The 19,065-nt window shown below is 65.3% G+C and carries 19 protein-coding genes; 11 read left to right on the forward strand and 8 right to left on the reverse strand.

The window, feature by feature from the left end:
• Positions 1–249 precede the first annotated feature (249 nt).
• On the forward strand, positions 250–915 hold the full coding sequence (locus tag I6F17_RS21085) for a class I SAM-dependent methyltransferase (protein WP_212259583.1): 666 nt from the start codon (positions 250–252) through the stop codon (positions 913–915).
• A 13-nt stretch (positions 916–928) separates the two neighbouring features.
• Positions 929–1,972, forward strand: coding sequence for a zinc-binding dehydrogenase (locus tag I6F17_RS21090; RefSeq protein WP_036041741.1), 1,044 nt, complete (start codon positions 929–931; stop codon positions 1,970–1,972).
• 30 nt (positions 1,973–2,002) lie between these two features.
• Here the strand turns inward: I6F17_RS21090 and I6F17_RS21095 are convergent, their stop codons facing one another.
• Complete coding sequence (locus I6F17_RS21095) at positions 2,003–2,866, reverse strand: LysR family transcriptional regulator (protein WP_225124335.1); 864 nt, start codon at positions 2,864–2,866, stop codon at positions 2,003–2,005.
• Positions 2,867–2,967: 101 nt separating this feature from the next.
• Between I6F17_RS21095 and I6F17_RS21100 the strand changes: the two genes are divergently transcribed.
• The 7 genes from I6F17_RS21100 (at position 2,968) to I6F17_RS21130 (ending at position 11,847) form a co-directional block, all read left to right on the forward strand.
• The gene (locus I6F17_RS21100) at positions 2,968–4,275 is read left to right on the forward strand and encodes an aspartate aminotransferase family protein (RefSeq protein WP_225124336.1); all 1,308 of its coding nucleotides are present in this window, start codon (positions 2,968–2,970) and stop codon (positions 4,273–4,275) included.
• Positions 4,276–4,295: 20 nt separating this feature from the next.
• Positions 4,296–5,906 (forward strand): gamma-glutamyltransferase, encoded by a 1,611-nt coding sequence (locus tag I6F17_RS21105; RefSeq protein ID WP_225124337.1) that lies wholly within the window; start codon positions 4,296–4,298, stop codon positions 5,904–5,906.
• A gap of 200 nt (positions 5,907–6,106) precedes the next feature.
• Positions 6,107–8,266, forward strand: coding sequence for a GumC family protein (locus tag I6F17_RS21110; RefSeq protein WP_225124338.1), 2,160 nt, complete (start codon positions 6,107–6,109; stop codon positions 8,264–8,266).
• 2 nt (positions 8,267–8,268) lie between these two features.
• Positions 8,269–9,432 carry a cellulase family glycosylhydrolase gene (locus I6F17_RS21115; RefSeq protein ID WP_225124339.1) on the forward strand — a complete coding sequence of 388 codons (1,164 nt, stop codon included), beginning with the start codon at positions 8,269–8,271 and terminating at the stop codon, positions 9,430–9,432.
• Between the two features lie 56 nt (positions 9,433–9,488).
• Positions 9,489–11,048, forward strand: a complete 1,560-nt coding sequence (locus tag I6F17_RS21120; RefSeq protein WP_225124340.1) for a hypothetical protein — start codon at positions 9,489–9,491, stop codon at positions 11,046–11,048.
• A 111-nt stretch (positions 11,049–11,159) separates the two neighbouring features.
• Positions 11,160–11,378, forward strand: a complete 219-nt coding sequence (locus I6F17_RS21125) for a hypothetical protein (protein ID WP_036014021.1) — start codon at positions 11,160–11,162, stop codon at positions 11,376–11,378.
• A 10-nt stretch (positions 11,379–11,388) separates the two neighbouring features.
• Positions 11,389–11,847, forward strand: a complete 459-nt coding sequence (locus tag I6F17_RS21130) for a hypothetical protein (RefSeq protein WP_036014019.1) — start codon at positions 11,389–11,391, stop codon at positions 11,845–11,847.
• 87 nt (positions 11,848–11,934) lie between these two features.
• On the opposite strand, the gene I6F17_RS21135 is transcribed toward I6F17_RS21130, so the two are convergent.
• On the reverse strand, positions 11,935–12,363 hold the full coding sequence (locus I6F17_RS21135; protein WP_128264962.1) for a hypothetical protein: 429 nt from the start codon (positions 12,361–12,363) through the stop codon (positions 11,935–11,937).
• Between the two features lie 43 nt (positions 12,364–12,406).
• Between I6F17_RS21135 and I6F17_RS21140 the strand changes: the two genes are divergently transcribed.
• Complete coding sequence (locus tag I6F17_RS21140) at positions 12,407–12,685, forward strand: hypothetical protein (protein ID WP_225124341.1); 279 nt, start codon at positions 12,407–12,409, stop codon at positions 12,683–12,685.
• Positions 12,686–12,797: 112 nt separating this feature from the next.
• On the opposite strand, the gene I6F17_RS21145 is transcribed toward I6F17_RS21140, so the two are convergent.
• The 3 genes from I6F17_RS21145 to I6F17_RS21155 form a co-directional block, all read right to left on the reverse strand.
• A complete protein-coding gene (locus tag I6F17_RS21145; protein ID WP_036041710.1) occupies positions 12,798–13,298 on the reverse strand; it encodes a hypothetical protein in 501 nt (166 codons plus the stop codon).
• A 239-nt stretch (positions 13,299–13,537) separates the two neighbouring features.
• Entirely contained in the window at positions 13,538–13,915 is a 378-nt protein-coding gene (locus tag I6F17_RS21150; RefSeq protein ID WP_225124342.1) for a hypothetical protein, read from the reverse strand.
• 72 nt (positions 13,916–13,987) lie between these two features.
• Positions 13,988–14,332, reverse strand: a complete 345-nt coding sequence (locus I6F17_RS21155) for a DUF1236 domain-containing protein (RefSeq protein ID WP_036026829.1) — start codon at positions 14,330–14,332, stop codon at positions 13,988–13,990.
• Positions 14,333–14,823: 491 nt separating this feature from the next.
• Here I6F17_RS21155 and I6F17_RS21160 point away from each other — a divergent pair, with 491 nt between their 5' ends.
• A complete protein-coding gene (locus I6F17_RS21160; RefSeq protein ID WP_225124344.1) occupies positions 14,824–16,143 on the forward strand; it encodes an aminotransferase class V-fold PLP-dependent enzyme in 1,320 nt (439 codons plus the stop codon).
• A gap of 199 nt (positions 16,144–16,342) precedes the next feature.
• Here I6F17_RS21160 and I6F17_RS21165 read toward each other — a convergent pair whose 3' ends face one another.
• The 3 genes from I6F17_RS21165 to I6F17_RS21175 all read right to left on the reverse strand — a co-directional run bounded on the left by I6F17_RS21165 (position 16,343) and on the right by I6F17_RS21175 (position 18,983).
• On the reverse strand, positions 16,343–17,365 hold the full coding sequence (locus tag I6F17_RS21165; protein ID WP_225124345.1) for an LLM class flavin-dependent oxidoreductase: 1,023 nt from the start codon (positions 17,363–17,365) through the stop codon (positions 16,343–16,345).
• A 54-nt stretch (positions 17,366–17,419) separates the two neighbouring features.
• Positions 17,420–17,884, reverse strand: coding sequence for a hypothetical protein (locus I6F17_RS21170; protein WP_225124346.1), 465 nt, complete (start codon positions 17,882–17,884; stop codon positions 17,420–17,422).
• Between the two features lie 238 nt (positions 17,885–18,122).
• Positions 18,123–18,983: a L,D-transpeptidase gene (locus tag I6F17_RS21175; protein ID WP_225124347.1), complete on the reverse strand. Its 861-nt coding sequence runs from the start codon at positions 18,981–18,983 to the stop codon at positions 18,123–18,125.
• Between the last annotated feature and the right edge of the window lie 82 nt (positions 18,984–19,065).

Below are 19,065 nucleotides of genomic sequence, written 5' to 3' on the forward strand. Positions count from 1 at the left end.
CCGTGCGGCGCATCTCGTTCCAGCGTCGCCATGTCACGGCCGCCGGCAGCCGCGGCTGGAACCTGGCGCTTGGTCGGCACTGGCGATTCATGGGCCGGATCTTGACCGGCGCCGCGGCAGCATTTCCACATCATTGATCTGAAACAATGATGGTCTTCGTCACAAATGCTAGGGCCAGTCGCAGGTCACGTGCGAAGCTCCCCAGGCCGGTCAAGACAATCTCCGCGCGTGATGAAATCCGAGGGCTCAATGGGACGACTGCTGAATATCGTAACGCCGCTGCACACTGCGACCAAGCGCGACTACATGGGCCGCATGAACGACGACAAGATCGGCTGCTCGCTGAAGGCGCGGGAGTACGAGGCCGATTACTGGGACGGCGATCGCCGTTTCGGTTATGGCGGCTACCGCTTCATCGAGGGGCGCTGGGCCCCGGTCGCCAAGGCGCTGATCGAGACCTATGGCCTGAAGGACGGGTCGAGCGTGCTCGACGTCGGCTGCGGCAAGGGTTTTCTGTTGTACGAGATGCAGAAGATCCTGCCGGGTCTGAAGGTCACCGGCTTCGACATTTCCAAGCATGGTCTTGCCAATGCACACGAGCAGGTGAAGCCGTATCTGTTCAACTATCGCGCCCAGGACGTCTATCCCTATGGCGACGACAGCTTCGACCTCGTCATCTCGCTCGGCACCCTGCACAATCTCAGGCTCTACGAGCTCGAGGCCGCGCTCAAGGAGATCGAGCGGGTCGGCAAGAACAAATACGTCATGGTCGAGGGCTACCGGAACGTCGCCGAGCTGCACAACCTCGAATGCTGGGCGCTGACGGCGGAATCCATCCTGCACACCTCGGAATGGATCTGGCTCTACGGCAAGCTCGGCTACACCGGCGACTACGAATTCATCTATTTCGAGTGACCGGGCGCGACCCATGGACATCAAGACCGCAAAGGCCGCGATACTCGTCGAATCCGGCAAGCCGCTGATCGTCGACGAGTTCAATCTGCCCGACAGGCTCGAGCACGGTCAGGTGCTCGCCCATGTGCACACGTCGAGCATTTGCGGCGCACAGATCAACGAGATCGACGCCGTCAAGGGCGTCGACAAGTTCCTGCCGCACCTGTTGGGGCACGAGGCGCTGGCGACCATCGTCGAAACCGGACCCGGCGTCGTCTCCTGCAAGCAGGGCGATACCGTCGTCATGCATTGGCGGCCGGGCAAGGGCATCCAGTCCAACACGCCGGTCTATTCCTGGCGCGGCAAGCGCCTCAATGCGGGCTGGGTCACCACCTTCAACGAATATGCCGTGGTGTCGGAAAATCGCGTCACGCCCGTTCCTGATACGATCGACCGCACCAGTGCGCCGCTGCTCGGCTGCGCGGTGACGACCGCGCTCGGCGTCGTCAACAACGATGCGCAGATCGCCATCGGCGAAGCCGTCGTCGTATTCGGCGTCGGCGGCGTCGGATTGAACATCGTGCAATTCGCCGCGATGGTCGGCGCATGGCCGGTCATTGCGATCGATCGCCTCGACAACAAGCTGGCCATGGCGAAGGATTTCGGCGCCACCCACATCATCAATTCCGAGACCGTGAAGGATGTGGCCGCCGAGGTCCGGTCCGTCACGGGGGCCGACGGCCCCGACAAGGTCGTCGAGACCACCGGCGTCAAGAACCTGATCGAGCTCGCCTACGAGATCACCGCCAAGAAGGGCCGCTGCATCCTCGTCGGCGTGCCCCGCGAGAAGGCCGAGATCTATACCCTGCCGTTGCACTTCGAGAAGGTGCTGAAGGGCTCGGAAGGCGGGCAATGCCAGCCCGCGCGCGATATCCCGCGCCTGGTGCGACTCAGCGACGCCGGCAAGGTGAGCTACCGCGGCATCGTCACCCACGAGTTCGCGCTCGACGACATCAACGACGCCCTGGATCTGATGCGCAGCGGCACATCGGGACGGATCCTCCTGAACATCAGCTGAGCGTTGCGCTCGCCGCCCACGCGCAGGTCACTAATCGATCTCCGCCTTGGTCTTCAGTCCGGGCAGCACGGTGCGGACGTGCTCGGCCAGCGTCGTCGCCAGCAGCGAGGGCCTCGCCTCCGAGAATTCGAGGGCGATGCCGATGGTCGGAAGCAGGGGCAGTCCGGCCGAGACGACGTGAAGATCGAACGGGACGGCGGTTCGTGTCAGGACGCTGATCGCATGACCGGACCGCGCGATCGCGATCAGGCCGGCGAGGCTGTTGCTCGCGTAGGCGACCCTGTAGCGCCGATTGACCGCGTCCATCGCGGCGCAGGCGGCGCGGTAGTCCAGGCTCATCGGCGCCGCCAGCGCCAGCGGCAGCACATCCTGCGTCAGTATTTTCGGTTCGGCCTCGTTCGCGACCCAGACGAAGCGCTCCTCTCGGATCACCTCGCGCGCTCCGGCATCGGACAGCGAGACCAGCGCCATCTCGATCTGGCGCCGCGCTAGCATCGGGCGCAGCTCGGAGGTCGGTGCGCAGACCATGCGCAGCTCGACATTGGGATGCAGCGCGCAGAACCCCTTCAGCAGCGCCGGCAGGAAAGCGATCGAATAGTCCTCCGGGCAGCCCAGGCTCAGCGTCCCTTTGAGACTCTCGCCGCTCATGTCGGCGAGAATCTCGTCGTGCTGCGCCAGCAGCATCTCGGCGTGGGCGAGCAGTTTCTCGCCGGCCGCGGTCAGTCTCATGCCGGATCCGCTGCGGTGAAACAGCGGCTGCGTGATCGTCTGTTCCAGCCGTTGCATCTGCATGCTGAGCGCGGACTGTGTCCGGCCAATCTGCAAGGCCGCCAGGCTGATCGAGCCGGTGCGGGCCACGACGACGAAATTCCTCAGAAGGTTGAGATCCAGCATCGACATCAAGAAGATTGATATCTAGATTGAATTATATCAATTAGCCTGAAGTCAAATTCTTGACTAGAGGTCGGACGTCCCCCAAGCGAGAGGTGGCTGTCATGACCTTGAATGCCGATCCCGATTTCTGGGCGTCCGCTAACACGCATCTGACCCGCTATGGGCCGAGTTTCGAACCCGTCATCATCGAGCGTGCGGCCGGCAGTTTCGTCTACGACGCCGACGGACGCGCCATCCTCGATTTCACCTCGGGTCAGATGAGCGCTGTGCTGGGGCACACGCATCCCGACATCGTCGCCACGGTCGCACGGCAAATGGGTGCGGTCGCTCATCTCTTCAGCGGCATGCTCTCGCGTCCGGTGGTGACGTTGGCCGAGCGTCTCGCTGCGCTTGCGCCCGGTCTCGACCGCGTGCAGCTGCTGACGACAGGCGCGGAAGCCAATGAAGCGGCGATCCGGATGGCCAAGCTCGTCACCGGCCGGCACGAAATCGTCGCCTTCGCGCAAAGCTGGCACGGCATGACCGGCGCGGCGGCGTCGGCGACCTACAGCGCGGGCCGGCGCGGTTATGGGCCGGCCGCGGTCGGATCGTTCGTCATTCCCGCGCCGAACGCCTATAGGCCGCGCTTCAGGAACGTCGACGGCAGCAACGACTGGCAGACCGAGCTCGACGATGCGTTCGCACTGATCGACAGCCAGTCGACCGGTAGTCTGGCGGCCTTCATCGCCGAGCCGATCCTCTCCAGCGGCGGCATTCTGGAACTGCCGCTCGGCTATCTCGCGGCCTTGAAGCAAAAATGCGAGCAGCGCGGCATGCTGCTGATCCTCGACGAAGCTCAGACCGGAATCGGCCGCACCGGGCACATGTTTGCCTTCGAGCGTGACGGCGTGGTGCCTGATATTCTCACGCTGTCGAAGACGCTCGGCGCCGGTCTGCCGCTCGCCGCGGTCATGACGACAAAGGCCATCGAGCAGACCGCGTTCGAGCGCGGCTTCCTGTTCTACACCACGCATGTCTCCGATCCCTTGCCCGCCGCGATCGGCGTCACGGTGCTCGACGTTGTCGCGCGCGACGGGTTGGTGGCGCAGGCAACCGCCAGGGGCAACAGGCTCCGGGATGGATTGCTGTCGCTGCAGCAAAAGTTCGAATGCGTCGGTGACGTCAGGGGCCGCGGGCTTCTGCTTGGTCTTGAAATCGTCGTCGACCGGCAGTCCAGGACGCCGGGGTTTGAACTCGGCGCGCGGATCATGGAGGAGACCATGCGTCGCGGTCTCAGCATGAACATCGTCAAGTTGCCCAGCATGGGCGGCGTATTCCGCATCGCGCCGCCGCTCACAGTGTCCGAGGCCGAAATCGATCGCGGTCTCGAGATCATGTCGGAGGCGATCCAGGCTGCGACGAAGCACTGATCGGCGAAAGGCCTGACCGGATGCAACTCGCCAGGATACATGGGCGTCCGACGCTGTTCTCGCGGCACGGCATGGTCGCCGCCGCGCATCCGCTCGCGGCACAGGCCGGTGCACGAATCCTGATGCAGGGCGGCAATGCGTTCGATGCGGCCGTCGCCACGGCGGCCGCCCTCAACGTGGTCGAGCCGTTCATGTCGGGGCTTGCCGGGTTTGGACTGGCCACGGTCTGGGTCGCAAGCGAGCAGCGCATTCGCGTGCTCGACTTCGCGCCGCCAATGCCCGCAAGCTTCCCGGTCGGCAGATACACCAGCAGATTCGAGCTCGAGCGCGGTCCGCAGGCGGCCTCGACGCCCGGCAATCTCGCGGGCTGGTGCGAGCTGCTCTCGCGCTATGGACGCAAATCGCTTCCAGATGTCTTTGCGCCGGCGATCACGCTGGCGCAGGGCGGCTTTGCGCTCTCGGACTTCGGTGTTGATGAGATCAACGAGCAGGTGCCACTGCTCGAACCCTGGCCGGAGCTGCACGCCGCACTGGTCAGGAACTATCTCCCGCATGGAATGCCGGTGAAGCTCGGCAGCATCGTTGCGCAGCCTGATCTCGCGCAGACTCTTGCCGAGATCACCGAATTGGGGCCCGAGCATCTGTATGGCGGCAAGCTCGGCCGGCGGATCGTGGACTATCTGGCCACGCTCGGCGGCAGCCTGACGCTGGACGATGTCATCTCCGTCAAGCCGCATTGGTTCGATCCTCTGACCGTGTCCTATCGGGGGCTCGAGCTTCACGTCCCGGCGCAGCAATGCGGCGGCTTCCAGTTCGCCCTGACCCTCAAGATCCTTGAAGGCTTTGACCTCGGGCGTCTGCCGAAGGACGGCGCCGATCATCTCGATACGGTCTATCGCGCGATCCGTCTCGCCGCCGCCGAGCGCATCGCCCATGGCAATCTGGGACCGGATCAAGCCGCTGCAGCAATGTCCGACGCGACGATCGCGCGGCTTCGCCAGCGTGTGAGCGACGGCCGCCCGATCACGGGCCCGACAGAGCAATGGATGCCGCAGGATCGTGCCGATCCCGGCCACACCACCTCGTTCTCGATCGCCGACGCCGAAGGCAATCTGGTCTGCATGACGCAAAGTCTCGGCAGCCCGTTCGGCAGCGGCGTCGTGGTGCCGGGGACCGGCGTTTGCCTCAACAATCACCTGCATTGGGCCGACGTGCAGCCGGGAAGCCCGAACCTCGCCAAGCCGGGCGATGCGTTGCCGGTGACGCTGGCACCGTCGATTGCGACGCGCGGCAGCCGTCCGGTGCTCGCGCTGGGGACGCCCGGCAGCTACGGCATCCCGCAAACCCAGGCCCAGGCTTATGTGCAGCACATCGAGTTCGGCCTTCCGCTGCAGCAGGCGATCGAGGCGCCGCGTTCACGGCTGTGGGACGGCCGCTTCATTCAGGCAGAGAACCGCATCGCGCCGGAGACCATCGCCGAACTGAAGCGCCGCGGCCACGAGATCGAGATTTTGGAGACCGGATGGACCATGCTCTGCGGAGGCATGCAGGCCGTCGCGCTCGATCCGGTCACCGGCGTGATGACGGGTGCCGCCGATCCCCGGCGGGACGGGTATGTCATCGCCTTGTGAGCGGTCGCACATCGAGGCGAGCGCAGGCAGGCGCCGCTGACGCGCGCCGCGCCTGAATGGCTGGCCGCGTCGCGTTAACGAATCGTTCACCGCCCAAGACCATCCCAGCCCGGCCCAGCCGTAACCGCCGGTTAACCATGGATATTTACGGTGTAGCAAGTCTCTGAGCTATGACTGTCAGTTGATTTCGAGTCCAACCCATGGCGTTCGGTAGCCGCGCATCTCCGCGAAGCATCGCCCCGACGGAGCAAGCGGCTTCGTGGGAAGCGCCGCGCGCTGGCAAGGCGAAGCCTGACGGCGCCTCGCCGGGACTGACCAAGGGATCGTTGACCGTCTCCGGTACGCTGTCCTTTCTGCGCGAGAACGGCCGGCGCATTCTGACGCTGGCGCTGGCGCTGTTCGCCCTCGGCGTCGTCGCCCTGATGGTGCTTCCGGTCCGCTATGCCGCGACGGCCCTGGTCGTGCTCGATCCGCGCGAGCTGCGCGTGACCTCGGAGCAGGATGTGCTGCCCGGCATCGGCCAGGATGCCGCGGCGCTGCAGAGCCAGATCGAGATCGCCAAATCCGACGGCTTCCTCCGCCCCCTGATCGAGCAGCTCAAGATCGCGGACGACGAGGACATCGCGGGCGGTTATACCGACATGACGCGCCTGCTCGAAAGATTCCGCAACCGCCTCGAGATCACCCGGCGCGGGCTGACCTACGTCATCGCGATTTCCTTCACCTCCAACCGGCCGGATCGCGCCGCCTACTACGCCAATGCCATCGCCGAGGCCTTCGTCGCCAGCCAGGGCCGCGTCCGCACCGAGGCGACGGACGAGGCGGCCGGCTGGCTCCAGGACCGGCTGAAAACGCTGAGCGAGCGCCTGCGCGCGTCCGAAGACGCCGTCGCCGCCTTCCGGCTCGAGCACAACATCGTCAATGCCGGCAAGGAATCCACCACGCAGCAATTGCGGGTGACCGACTTGACCCAGCAGGTCTCCGCCGCCCGCGCCCGCACCGAGGAGGCCAAGGCGCGCTACGAGCAGGTGCAGCGCGACGTCAAGGCCAATGTCGAAGGGCCGGTGAAGCAGGATCTCCTCAGCATGCTGCGCGCGCAGCGCTCGGCGCTGAACGACCAGATCGCGCAGAAGAAGGCGGTCTATGGCGACCGCCATCCGGATCTTGCGATCTCCTACAGCCAGCTGGCGGACATCAACCGGCAGATCGAGATCGAGCGCAAGAAGAACATCGACACGGCCAAGTCCGAATATGAGGCCCAGCTGGAGCAGCAGAACGCGCTGGAAAAGCAGCTCAAGGCGGTCGAGACCAAGATGCTGCGCGACGGCCAGGCGCTGGTGAAGCTGCAGGAGCTGCAGCGCGACGCCGATGCCAACCGCAACATCTACGAGCAGTTCCTGTCGCGGTTCAAGACCACCAATGAGCAGCGTCAGCTGCAGGCGTCCCAGACCAAGATCGCATCGGTTGCTATTCCGCCGTTGCGCTCGACGCGTCCGCCGCTCGCCTTGCTGCTCGCGGCGCTGGCGATCGGCTCGCTGCTGACGTCGACCGCAGCCGTTGCGGTGACGACCAGCCTGTCCGCCGACAAGCCCGAATCCGTTCAGACGCCTGTCTCACGTGAAGCGGAGGAGACGCCCAACCGGCAAGTTTCCCCTCCTGCCGCCGCCGCGCGCCCAGCCGAGGCGATGCCCCGCCTTCCTGTCTGGGCCCGCATCCCCGAGCTGGCGCCAGGAACCGGGATCAACGGAGGCGGGATCAACACGGTCTGGCAAAGACCGGTCAGCGCGTCGGCCGAGCTCGATCTCGGCCCCCACTTACGGCCGTTGCTCGAACGCATCGACCGCGTGCCGGTGCGCGGCTGCAAGGTCGCGCTGGTCTTGTCGGTCGGCAAGAGCGCCGGCGGCAACACCGTGGCGCGCGCCCTCAATCGCGCCGCCGTCAACCGCGGCATGATGAGCGTGCTGATCCGGCTCCAGCCGGAATTTGCAGGCACTCAGCCGCCGGTGACCGAATGGCAGGACGGCTCGACCACGGCGGGACTTCAGTCGATCGACGAGCTGCTCAGTGCCGGCCGGAAGCCCGATGCGCGGCCCGAGGACGATATCCGCTCGGAGTTCGACCTGATCGTGGTCCACGCCGGCAATCTCGCCTTGCAGCCCGACGCCATTACGCTGGCTGCCCATGCGGACCTGATCGTCCTGGTGGCGCGCGCCGGCGAGCTCGACTCGTCGGCGATGCGCAGGGTGACCGCGGCGCTGCCGAGATACGCGGCGGTGCCGACCGGCCTCGTCGTCAATCACGTGCCCGCCGATTCGATGGTGGCTCAGCCCGACGGTGGCGCTTTGGGCCTTGCGGTGTGACGATGACAGCCTTGCGCCGCCGTCTGCTGGCTGCGGCGATGCTGTTGTCGATCGCGGTCGGCCGTCCGGTATTCGCCGAGGACTGCGTGCCCCTGCCGTCGACGGTTTCGCCCGGGCGGCTTGCCGCGCTCTCGCGCGGCTTCAACGCCGACGGCTGGATCAACGGTGCGCCGCCGAGCCGCGCGCTGCTGCAGCAGCTGCGCAAGGCGGGCATGAGCCATGTCCGCCTGCCGGTGCCGGCGGAGCGCGTGATGCCGCGCTTTGCCGCAAAGGACGAGCGCGAGGCGACGCTGCGCGTGCTCGACGGCGCGTTGAAGCAGCTGACCTCGCTCGGCTATTCCAGCTCCGTCGACCTTCATCCGGGCGAGCGCTTCAATCGCCTGCACAAGGATGATCCCGATGCGGCGATGGGCGAGATGCAGGAGGCCTGGCGCGCGCTTGCTGGGGTCATTCGGTCCTATCCTGCCGATCTAGTCTTCGCCGAGCTGCTCAACGAACCCGATATTGAAGCGGACAGATGGCAAAAGGAGGTCGAGGCGCTCGCCGCCTTCGTTCGCGGGTTGCTGCCCGCGACCACCCTAATCGTCGGCCCTGTCAATTGGCAGCGCGCGGACTCGCTGCCGCGGTTTCGCCCGCTGGCGGACCCTGACGTCGTTTATGCCATCCATTTCTACGATCCGATGGTGTTCACCCATCAGGGCCATTGGGACGCGCGCGATCCGCTGCACGACATCATGGATTTGCCTTATCCGATCAATGCCGGCGATCCCAAGGTTCAGGCGCTTCGGCAGGATTTGCAGGCTAGGGCCGCGGTCAAGGCGCTCGCCATGCTCGATACCGCGATTGCCGCCGCCAGGGACAAGCCGGGGGCCGGTCGCTGGCTCGCGCCCGCGCTCGCATGGCAGCAGCAATTTTCGCGGCCGATCATCGTCAATGAGTTCGGCGTGTTGAAAGCTGGCGCCCCCCGGCGGAGCCGGTTGCGCTGGCTGGCGGAGGTCACCGCCTATGCCCGCGCGCATTGCTGGGGCTGGGCGCATTGGGAACTGGAGCAAGGCTTTGGCCTCGTCGATGCCGCAACCGGCAGGCCCGATCCGGACGTGATGCGGGCGCTGCTCGGCGCGCCCGGCCGGCCTGAACGGGCTCGCGCTGCGCGCCGCGATCGTTAACGGATCCTTACCCCTCGCGCGGCTATCGTGTCCGGCGCGATGGCAAAGGACGATTGATGAGCGCCGGGTACTCACCGCAAGGCCAGAGCGTGCAGGTTGCGCCGTCGCCTCCGGCCTGGCGCGAGCTGGCCGCGACCTTCTGCATCGCCATCGCGACGATCGGCTCTGCGCCGGTTCTGCACCTCGCCAATCCCGCCCTGGCCATCATCATCGAGGTCCTGATCGGCATCGCCATCGTCGTTGCGGTCCCGACCTGGGCCCCGGCGGTCGCGATCTTCGTCCTGTTTTTCCAGAACCTGTTCGTCTCCGTGCTGTCGCCGCTGGTGCCGCTGCCGTCTGATCTCGACTTCATCAAGGGCTACAATTTCCTGGTCTGCTCCGTGATGTGGCTGGCGACGTTCGGGCTTTACGTGCTGGGCCAGAGGAGTCAGTCGAGGGAAATCAATCAGATCATGCGCTGGGGCGTCGTCACCCTCGCCGTCGTCTCGCTCTATTTCGCGATCGGCTTCGTCCAGGACGGACAGCCGGCGGCGGTCTATCTGCGCAACATCGTTCTGCCGCTGTTTCTGTTTCAGCTGTCGCTCCTGACCGCGGCAACCTTTGAGGTGCGCATCACGCCGTTCCTGGTCGCGCTCGCAGTCATCCTCATGCTGTGCGGCTATGTCGAGCTCGTCTTGCGCGATGTCTGGCTGGCCGTCACCAACGGCCATACGTTCTGGGGCTTCGACGAGCTCAAGGCGACCCATTCCGGCGTCTGGGAAACCCAGATGCGGCAGACCGGCAACGTGCCCGTCACACTCAAGGATCGTTTCAGCTTCGACTTCCTGAACACGCCCTTGCTCGAAGGCTTCGGCCTGTCGAAGATGCTGCGCATTCACGGCCCGAACATGCACCCGATCAGCTTCGCCTACGGGATCGGCTTTCTGGCCCTGTTCCTGTTCTCGGTCGGACGCCCGCTGCTCGCCCTGGCAGCCCTGCCGCTGCTGGTCTTCTGCAGCGTGAAGGGAGCGCTCATCACCGTCGTCTTCGTGGGTGCAGGCTGGATCGGGACTCGCCTCATCGGTGCCGTAGCGACATTGTTGCTGGGGCTCGCCGGCATGATCGCCTTTGCGATCCTGGCGATCCGCATCGGCCTGCAGATCGGCGACTATCACGTCATCGGCCTGATGGGCGGCCTCGACGGATTCGTGCAGAGACCTTACGGCCGGGGCCTCGGCATCGGCGGCAATTTGTCGGACAGCTATTTTTCGATCGATTGGAGCGCTGCGCAGGCGGCCGGCACGATCGACGGCGCGGTCGAAAGCGCGATCGGCGTCCTCTTGTACCAGATGGGCATCGCGGCCTTCGTGCCGCTGGCCTTCTATTTCGCCATGGCGCTCAAGGCCTGGCGCCTCTACGCGTCGTCGGGATATCTGACGCAGGGCCTCGCCGGCTTCGGAATCCTGGTCGTTCTGCTCAACGGATTATTTCAGGAAGAGGCCCTGTTCGCGCCGCTCGCGCTAGGCCTGATGCTCTCGCTCGCCGGTCTCGTCATCGGCAGCCATGCGAGGATGCAGAGCGATGTAAATGAAGAGGTCGAGCCCGCTCGGCTCACCGGCTACCAGCCCGTGACGTAAGCGGCTGGCGAGCCAACGGTCTCTTCGACCTGACACTTCCCCCGCCTCGCCCAGGAACTTCCATTTTTTCCCGGCGTTGAACACGATGCGCACAAACGGCCGACGCACGCGATGAAGAATTTTTCCAACGCCGAATTTTCTCCCGAGGTGATCGAGATCATGACGACCGCGCTGGAAGCTGCCGTTGCGACCCTGCCGGATCCCGTGCATTCCTCGCACGTCAACGCGCTCGCCGAATCCATCCTGCGCACCGCCGGCGCTGGCGAGCGGAACGTCGCCCACCTGCAAAGGATTGCCTTGATGGAGCTGCAACTGGCGCCGCGCAAGTGACGAGGCGGACATGAAGACATTGCTTGCCGCAATCATCGCGCTCTGTGCGACATCCTCGATCGCCTCGGCAAGCGGCTGGAGGACTTACCGCATCCCGGAATCCGGAACGACGGTCGACATTCCCGCCTCGATCTTCGCCGAGCCGGCTGGCAAGCCAGACGGATATGGGCAGCAGTTTCGCAGCTCCGACGGCAGTGCAGATCTCACCGTTCAGGCCATCGAGAACCGGCAAGGTCTGTCGCCGGCCGAATTCCTCGCCAGCAAGAATCCGCCGACGGGGATCATCTACAAGCGGATCAGCTCGAACTTCTTCGTGGTCTCGAGCATCAAGCGCGACAAGATCTGGTACAACCGCTGCAATTTCGCGCGCGGCTATGTGCACTGCGTTCTGATCAATTATCCGGCCGCCCAGAAGCGGCGATGGGATGCCGTCGTCACCCGGATCAGCCACAGCCTGCGTGGTGGCTGAGCCGGCTCGCAAGACGGAAAGTCGCAAACGGAAAAGCTGCCCGGGCCAAGCCGGGCAGCAGGTGGTGAGGAATAGAGCCGCGCGATTCTAGCGCGCCGTCGTCGTCGTCCTCGACATGGTCGGCTTCGAGCCCGGCACATGCGACATCGTCTTGGTGGTCGAGCCGACTTGCTCGCCGGCCTTGACCTTGGTGCGGGTGTGCGAGCGGCTGAACGTGCCGCCATCATGGGCTTGCGCGCGAGCGTTGGAGTTCATCACCGGACCGTTGCCCTTGTTCATGCTGACGCCGGTCTTGGTCTTGCCGTCGACGGCAGCCGCGCTTCCGCCGGCGGCGATCGAGGAGCCGGTGCGGCCTGTCGCCGAGGTAGACGTGCCGCCGGTGCCGACGGTGGAGGCGGAGGTGCCGCCTGCTGCAGCCGAGCCGCCGCTGCCGCCGGTGATGCTGGTCTGCGCCAGCAATGGTGAAGTGGCGGCAAGCAAAAGCGCGACCGCCGAGGTCGTAACGAGCGTTCTCATGTTTTCAATCCTTTCTATGCCTTAAGGCGACGAGGTCGAGATCGTGCAGCCGTTGACGGTGATGGTGCTGGCGCTGGTGGAGCCAGGCCCGCCCGCCGTCGACGAGGAGCTGGAGACGTGGCCGCCGCCCGCTTGCACATGGACCGACGATCCGCCGGCCGAGCTCGAGCTCGACAGCGAGCCGCTCGATGCGGTCGAGCCCGTCGTGCTCGAACCCGATGCACCCGCCGCCGTGATGCTGCCGTCCGCATGCTTCACCACCGTCACCTTGCAGGTCTCGCCCGACGCCGTCTTGCCGGTCTTTTCCATGGTAGCCGCCTGAGCTGCGCTAAACGTCAGTGCCAACGCTGCGATCGCAATGATTGATCTGTTCATGCGAGTTCTCCTCCAACAAAGACGAAGGAGCGGCATCGCTGCCGCTCCTGGTCAAGGCACTAGTTCTTGTCCTTCTTCCACTCGTCCTTGTTATGGCCCTTGCCCTTTTCGAGGCCCATGTCGCTGGCGTGGCTACCGGACTTGCCGTCGCCCATGCCGGGCGATTTCGACGAACCGGACTGGCCAACGGTCGAGCCGCCCGCAGCCGAGCCGCCAGTGCCGACGCTGGATGAGCTCTTGCCATCGCCCGCCGACGAACCCCCGGTGCCGAGCGTCGAGGCCGAGCCGCTGCCCGAGCCGCTGCCGGCCGCCGATCCGCCGGTGCCGACGGTCGAAGAGCTGGTGCCGCCGCCGGCCGACGAGCCGCCGGTGCCGAGCGTCGATGCAGAGCCCGACCCGCTGCCGCCAGCTGAAGAGCCACCGGTGCCCACCGTCGAAGAGCTGGTGCCGCCGCCGGCCGATGAACCGCCGGTGCCGATCGTCGAGCTCGATTGCGCAACGGCAAGCGCCGTGCCGGCCAGCAGCGCGGCCGCAGCCGCAGAGAGCTTCAGGATCCTCATTTCCATTTTCCTCCAGGGTTTCCAAAAATCAAATCGCCAATCAGGCACGGGATAAATTGGCAATCGCGCAAACGTTCCTTGTGTCCGACACGTTGACGTGTTGATACGACCTGAGATAGTTCCGCGACGCGCGGCGCATGGTCATTCATTCATCTGGCGTTCATCTCTGCCGCGCGCCACAGCTGTAGATTCCTGTTAGCTGCGATCGCGAGGCTCCAGCTCTCAGAATGCTCCGACCGTCACCAGACGCGTGGAGAGGCGAGAGGAAGCTGCGCGGCATTCCGATTTGAATGCAGACCGGCTGCTCGCGCCGTGCCGCGTCGAGATGCCGGTGTGACCTCCGGTTTTCTCGTCGCAAGCATCGCCAACGCGTTGCTTGCACCGGGATCCGGCGACTCGGCGGCGAGCAGGGGAGTGGAGACCGTGGTGGCGATCTGAGTGGACGTGTCGAGGATGATTTTTTCTGGCAAGGCCCGTGCGGAGTGGATGCGAATGCTGGTTCGCGCGACGTCCGGGCCGGCAGCGCGCTCCGCGGCCTGCGGCAGAGAGCGATCCAACAAGAAGAGCAACGCCACGGCTAAAATGCTTGCAAACACGAAATATCGAACGATCGGCATCAGGCGCTACCGCAAACGAGCTGTCGAAAGAATGCACGGGCGGGCCGCCGCGACGACCCGCCGTGCGGCGGTTTAGTCAATCTCCTGGACGACCATGCGGCTGCCGGGATCGACCAACATCACGCGGTTGCCCGAATAGACGTAGCGGTACTTGGTGAGCGAGGGACCCCAGTCACTCGGCACGGCTGCGAGCTCGACGTCGCTCGGCACGGGCGAACCGACGACGATCTTTTCGCGCGTTTCGACCGGACGGATCTTGCGCTCGGTGACGTAGGACCGGATCTTGGTGCGGTACTCCGGTTCGATCTGCACGGCCGCGCCGTGCCCGGCCCCGGTCGTGGTGGTGACGGTGGTTTGTGCCATCGCGCCCGTCGACACGAGCAGAGCGGCGGCCGAAATCAACATGAGCTTCTTCATTGCGTTCTCCCTCGCCGCTGCATGCGGCGCTGCAATGAACTCGCCATCAGCTGCGCCGTTCCGGAGAAACCCGGAACGTTTGCCGATTTTTCCCGTTCTCCCCCGGGGAGGATTCAACTGGAGGAGAGGAAAATGCCTGTGTTGATTCTTTGGGCGGTGCCCGCGCTCATCGTCCTGGGCGGCGGCATCTATCTCATCGGCTATCTGCACTGAATGTGAAGGTTCCGGTTTCTGGACAAAGGAAGAAACCGGACTCCACATCCGCTCGCGCGCGTCGAGGCCGGTGCTCCGGCCACTCCGTCGCCATCGGCTTCCGATCATCGCATTGTCATGCTCCGGTCATCTCCGCTGCATCGTCCGTTGCTCTTGTCCCGCGCGCCAGAGCCTGCTTCGTCCGGTGACGTCGGAACGGAGCTCTGGATCGTCGTTTGGCGCTTTCGCGATGCAATTCCGACGCCGCTTCGCTCGAAAACGCTCTGGGGAGAGCTGACATGCAACTGATCAGGACCATTTCAGCGGACCGCCGCGCGATGCTCAAGGGCCTCGCGGCAGCAGCCGTGGCGCCGCTTGCGGGGCCGGCCTTTGCCGCCGAGGGCCTTCCGCCGCAGCCGACCGGCTCAGTGGCCGCCATCGCCACCGACAAATCCTATTGGGCGGCCGTGAAGGGACTCTATGCCGTGACGCCCGACATCCTCAATTTCGAGAACGGCTATTGGGGCATCATGGCCGAGCCCGTGCGGCGCGAGTTCATCCGCCAGTCCGACATGGTCAATTATCAGAACACCTATTACGCGCGGCTGCGTGCGGGCGCGGATTTCGAGGCGGTGCGCACCAAGGTGGCGGAGGCGGTCGGCGCGCTTCCAGCTGAGATCGCGCTCACCCGCGGCGCCACCGAAGCGCTTCAGCTCCTCATCGGCGGCTACAACAGGCTGAAGCCGGGCGACGGCGTGCTCTATGCCGATCTCGATTATGATTCGATGCAATATGCGATGAACGCGCTGAAGGCGCGCCGTGGCGTCGAAGTGGTCAAGTTCGATGTGCCGGAGCCCGCCACCCGCCAGGCTGTGCTCGACGCCTATGCCCGCGCCATCGAGGCCAACCCGAAGACGAGACTTCTGCTCCTGACCCATGTCAGCCACCGCACCGGCTTCGTTATGCCGGTCGCCGAGATCGCCCGCATGGCCAAGGCCAAGGGCATCGACACCATCGTCGATGCCGCCCATTCCTGGGGGCAGCTCGATTTCCGGGTGAGGGAGCTCGAGGCCGATTTCGTCGGCTTCAATCTGCACAAATGGATCGGCGCGCCGCTCGGCGTCGGCTTCCTCTACATCAGGAAGGATCGCCTCGCCGCCATCGACCGCAACATGTGCGACGAGGATTTTCCAGAAAGCGACATCCGCTCGCGGGTGCATACCGGCACGGTCAATTTCGCCACGGTGCTGACAGTGCCGACGGCGCTGGCGCTGCATCAAGAGATCGGCGGCGCGGCCAAGCAGGCGCGCCTGCGCCATCTGCGCGACTATTGGGTGAGCCGCGTCCGCGGCTTCAAGGACATCGAGATCCTGACGCCGGATGAAGCCGGCTCATATGGCGCGATCACGTCGTTCCGCCTCGCCGGCAGGACCAGCAAGGCCGACAACGAGGCCATCGTTGCGAAGCTTCGGGACAGCTACCGGATCATGACGGTGCGCCGCGCCGGCGTCGCCAAAGGCCAGTGCATCCGTGTGACGCCGGCGCTCTTCACCGACGATGCCGATCTCGACCGCCTCGTCGAGGCGCTGGCCGTCATCACGGGGACGAAGACGGGGTGAGGCGGGGTAGGGCCCGGGCTATTGCATGTGAGGTTGCTTGAGGCACGATAGTCCCCACATCGTCATGGCCGGGCTTGTCCCGGCCATCCACGCCTGGTCGCGCGGCACCGAGAAACGTGGATGCCCGGGACAAGCCCGGGCATGACGATCGTTCGTAGGGGTTCAAATGTGATTCCTCTGGGACATATTGCCGTTCGTGTCACCGCCACCCCAGCGCCGGCGCGACATGCATCAGGACCGCCTCGATCGCATGCGCGCAATAATCCACGCCGAGCTGGTTCGGGATCGTCAGCAGCAGCGTATCGGCTTCGGTGATCGCCTCGTCCTGGCGCAATTGCTCGATCAGCACGTCGGGCTCGGCCGCATAACTCCGCCCGAAGATCGCGCGCGTGCGCGGGTCGATGAAGCCGATCTGGTCTTCGCTGCCGCGCTCGCCGCCGAAATAGGCGCGGTCGCGCTCGTCCATCAGCGCGAAGATGCTGCGGCTGACGGAGACGCGGGGCTCGCGGCTGTGGCCGGCTTCCTTCCATGCTGCGCGATAGGCTCGGATCTGCGCCGCCTGCTGCACGTGAAAGGCTTCACCGGTCTCGTCGTTCTTCAGCGTCGAGCTCTGCAGGTTCATGCCGAGCTGCGCCGCCCACACCGCGGTGGCGTTCGAGCCGGCGCCCCACCAGATCCGTTCGCGCAGGCCCGGCGCATGCGGCTCCAGGCGTAAGAGCCCCGGCGGGTTGGGAAACATCGGCTGCGGATTGGGCTCGGCGAATCCTTCGCCGCGCAGGAGGTCGAGGAAGACCTCCGCGTGGCGCCGCCCCATGTCGGCATCGCTCTGGCCATCGGCCGGCCGATAGCCGAAATAACGCCAGCCGTCGATCACCTGCTCTGGCGAGCCGCGGCTGATGCCGAGCTGCAGCCGTCCGCCGGCGATGAGATCGGCGCTGCCGGCGTCCTCCACCATGTAGAGCGGGTTCTCGTAGCGCATGTCGATCACGGCCGTGCCTATCTCGATTCGACTGGTCTTGGCGCCGACGGCCGCGAGCAGCGGAAACGGCGAGGCCAGCTGTCGCGCGAAATGATGCACGCGGAAATAGGCGCCGTCGGCCCCGAGCTGTTCGGCCGCGACCGCCAGCTCGATCGATTGCAGCAGCGTATCCGCCGCCGAGCGCGTCCGGGATTGCGGCGAGGGCGTCCAGTGCCCGAAGGAGAGAAATCCGATCTTTTTCATGCGGGCAACATATGGCTGATCGGAAGAGTTTGCGAGACGTTCCTGGAGGCGGCCTCAGATTTCGCAGCCGGTCAAGTTCAAAGCCTTGAGCAGGCCGCCGAACGCCTTGAGGCGACACTGCTCGGTCTCGTTGGCGGCCTTTGCGCGCTGAACAGTGGCGGCTCGTTTGACGCCAAATGCCTTTAGCTTCGGCTTGGGAGGTTCAGCGGTCGCGATCCGTTTCGGTTTGCTTCGCGGACGGACGACCGGCGTCGGCGCGAATGAACGGACATGCACGTCCTGCGGAGCAACCGGGTTATCCACCGAAGCGGTCTGTGTCGGCATCGCGCGGCTCTCAGCGGCAACCTCGAGGCGATCGGCCTTCGCCAGCGCATCGTGCGAAGCGGGGATGCTTGCGTTCTGCTCGGCAGGCGGCTGGACCGTGGCGGCGATGCGACGCGGTGGAGCGCTCAGCTCCATGGCCGACAGCATTCCCACACTCAACAGGATGAGGAGGCCCAACAACGCCATTCTCAGCATAACGCGCCTCTGACCCAGGTTAGCGCCGCTGAAAATTCTGCGCGTCAATGAGGCAACTTTGCCGGCGGCCGCCGCCCAACGGCAATCATTTGTCGATAGGGTTAATTCGGTGCCGCATCTTGCCAACGCAGACCGGCTTTGGTCGCGCAAGATGGTCTGTTCGGCCGTGGCTACCGACGTGAAGTGACGACTTGAATTGCTCTTTGTCCTCGGGGCAGAGCCAGGAGGAAGGACCGAACTACTGCACCTGGGCGATCCTCGGTCCGGCTGACGGCACCTGTGCGCTCGTTGCCGACGGCCGGTTCGACGGCGAGGCCGGGTCCGGCGATCGGGATGCGGCGTCGGGCGCGCCCTGGGACGGTCGGCGGCCCGCATTCGTCGGAAGCACGATCACCTTCGCGCCGACTTTCACCCGCTCGTAGAGGTCGACGACGTCCTCGTTGGTCAGGCGGATGCAGCCGGACGACACCCGCTTGCCGATCGTCTCGGGCTTGTTGGTGCCGTGAATTCGATATTCGGTCTCGCCGAGATACATCGCGCGGGCGCCGAGCGGATTGCCGGGCCCGCCCGCCATGAACCGCGGCAGATAGGGCTGACGCGAGACCATCTCCGCAGGCGGGCGCCAATCCGGCCATTCTGCCTTGCGTGCCACGGTCTGCTCACCGGACCACGCAAACCCTTCGCGGCCCACACCGATGCCATAGCGCATCGCCTGCGTGTCGCTCAGGACGAGATAGAGGAACGTGTTGTTGGTATCGATGATCACGGTGCCCGGCGTCTGGCGGCTGGCATAGTCGACCACCTGCCGGACCAAGGCTCCGGGAATTTCGGCGTCGGCTTTGGGCGGTTCGACCAGCGGCGCCGGAGTAGGAACCGGGGGCGGCGCGGGCGCTGCTGCGTGAACCTGCGGTGCCACGTAGACCGGCGTTGACGATGCCTTGGCCTGGGGCGCGGACGGCTTCCGCACCGGTTGCACGTTTCCCGGGGCGCCCAGCAGGCCATACCCCAATGCTGCGATGGCCACGGCGCCAATTCCGACTCTCGCTGCCATCGGCAGTGCGATCGTCTCGACCTTCCGGCGTTTGGCCCGCTTGCTCATGTCTTCTCCCAGGTCGCCACGCCCAGGAGGAGTACCCAGCAAGATTTAAGAAACTTCGAAGCGAGTTGGCTGGGCCCCGAAC

The sequence above is a fragment of the Bradyrhizobium sp. NBAIM18 genome, assembly GCF_020193825.1.
Taxonomy (GTDB): Bacteria; Pseudomonadota; Alphaproteobacteria; order Rhizobiales; family Xanthobacteraceae; genus Bradyrhizobium; species Bradyrhizobium yuanmingense.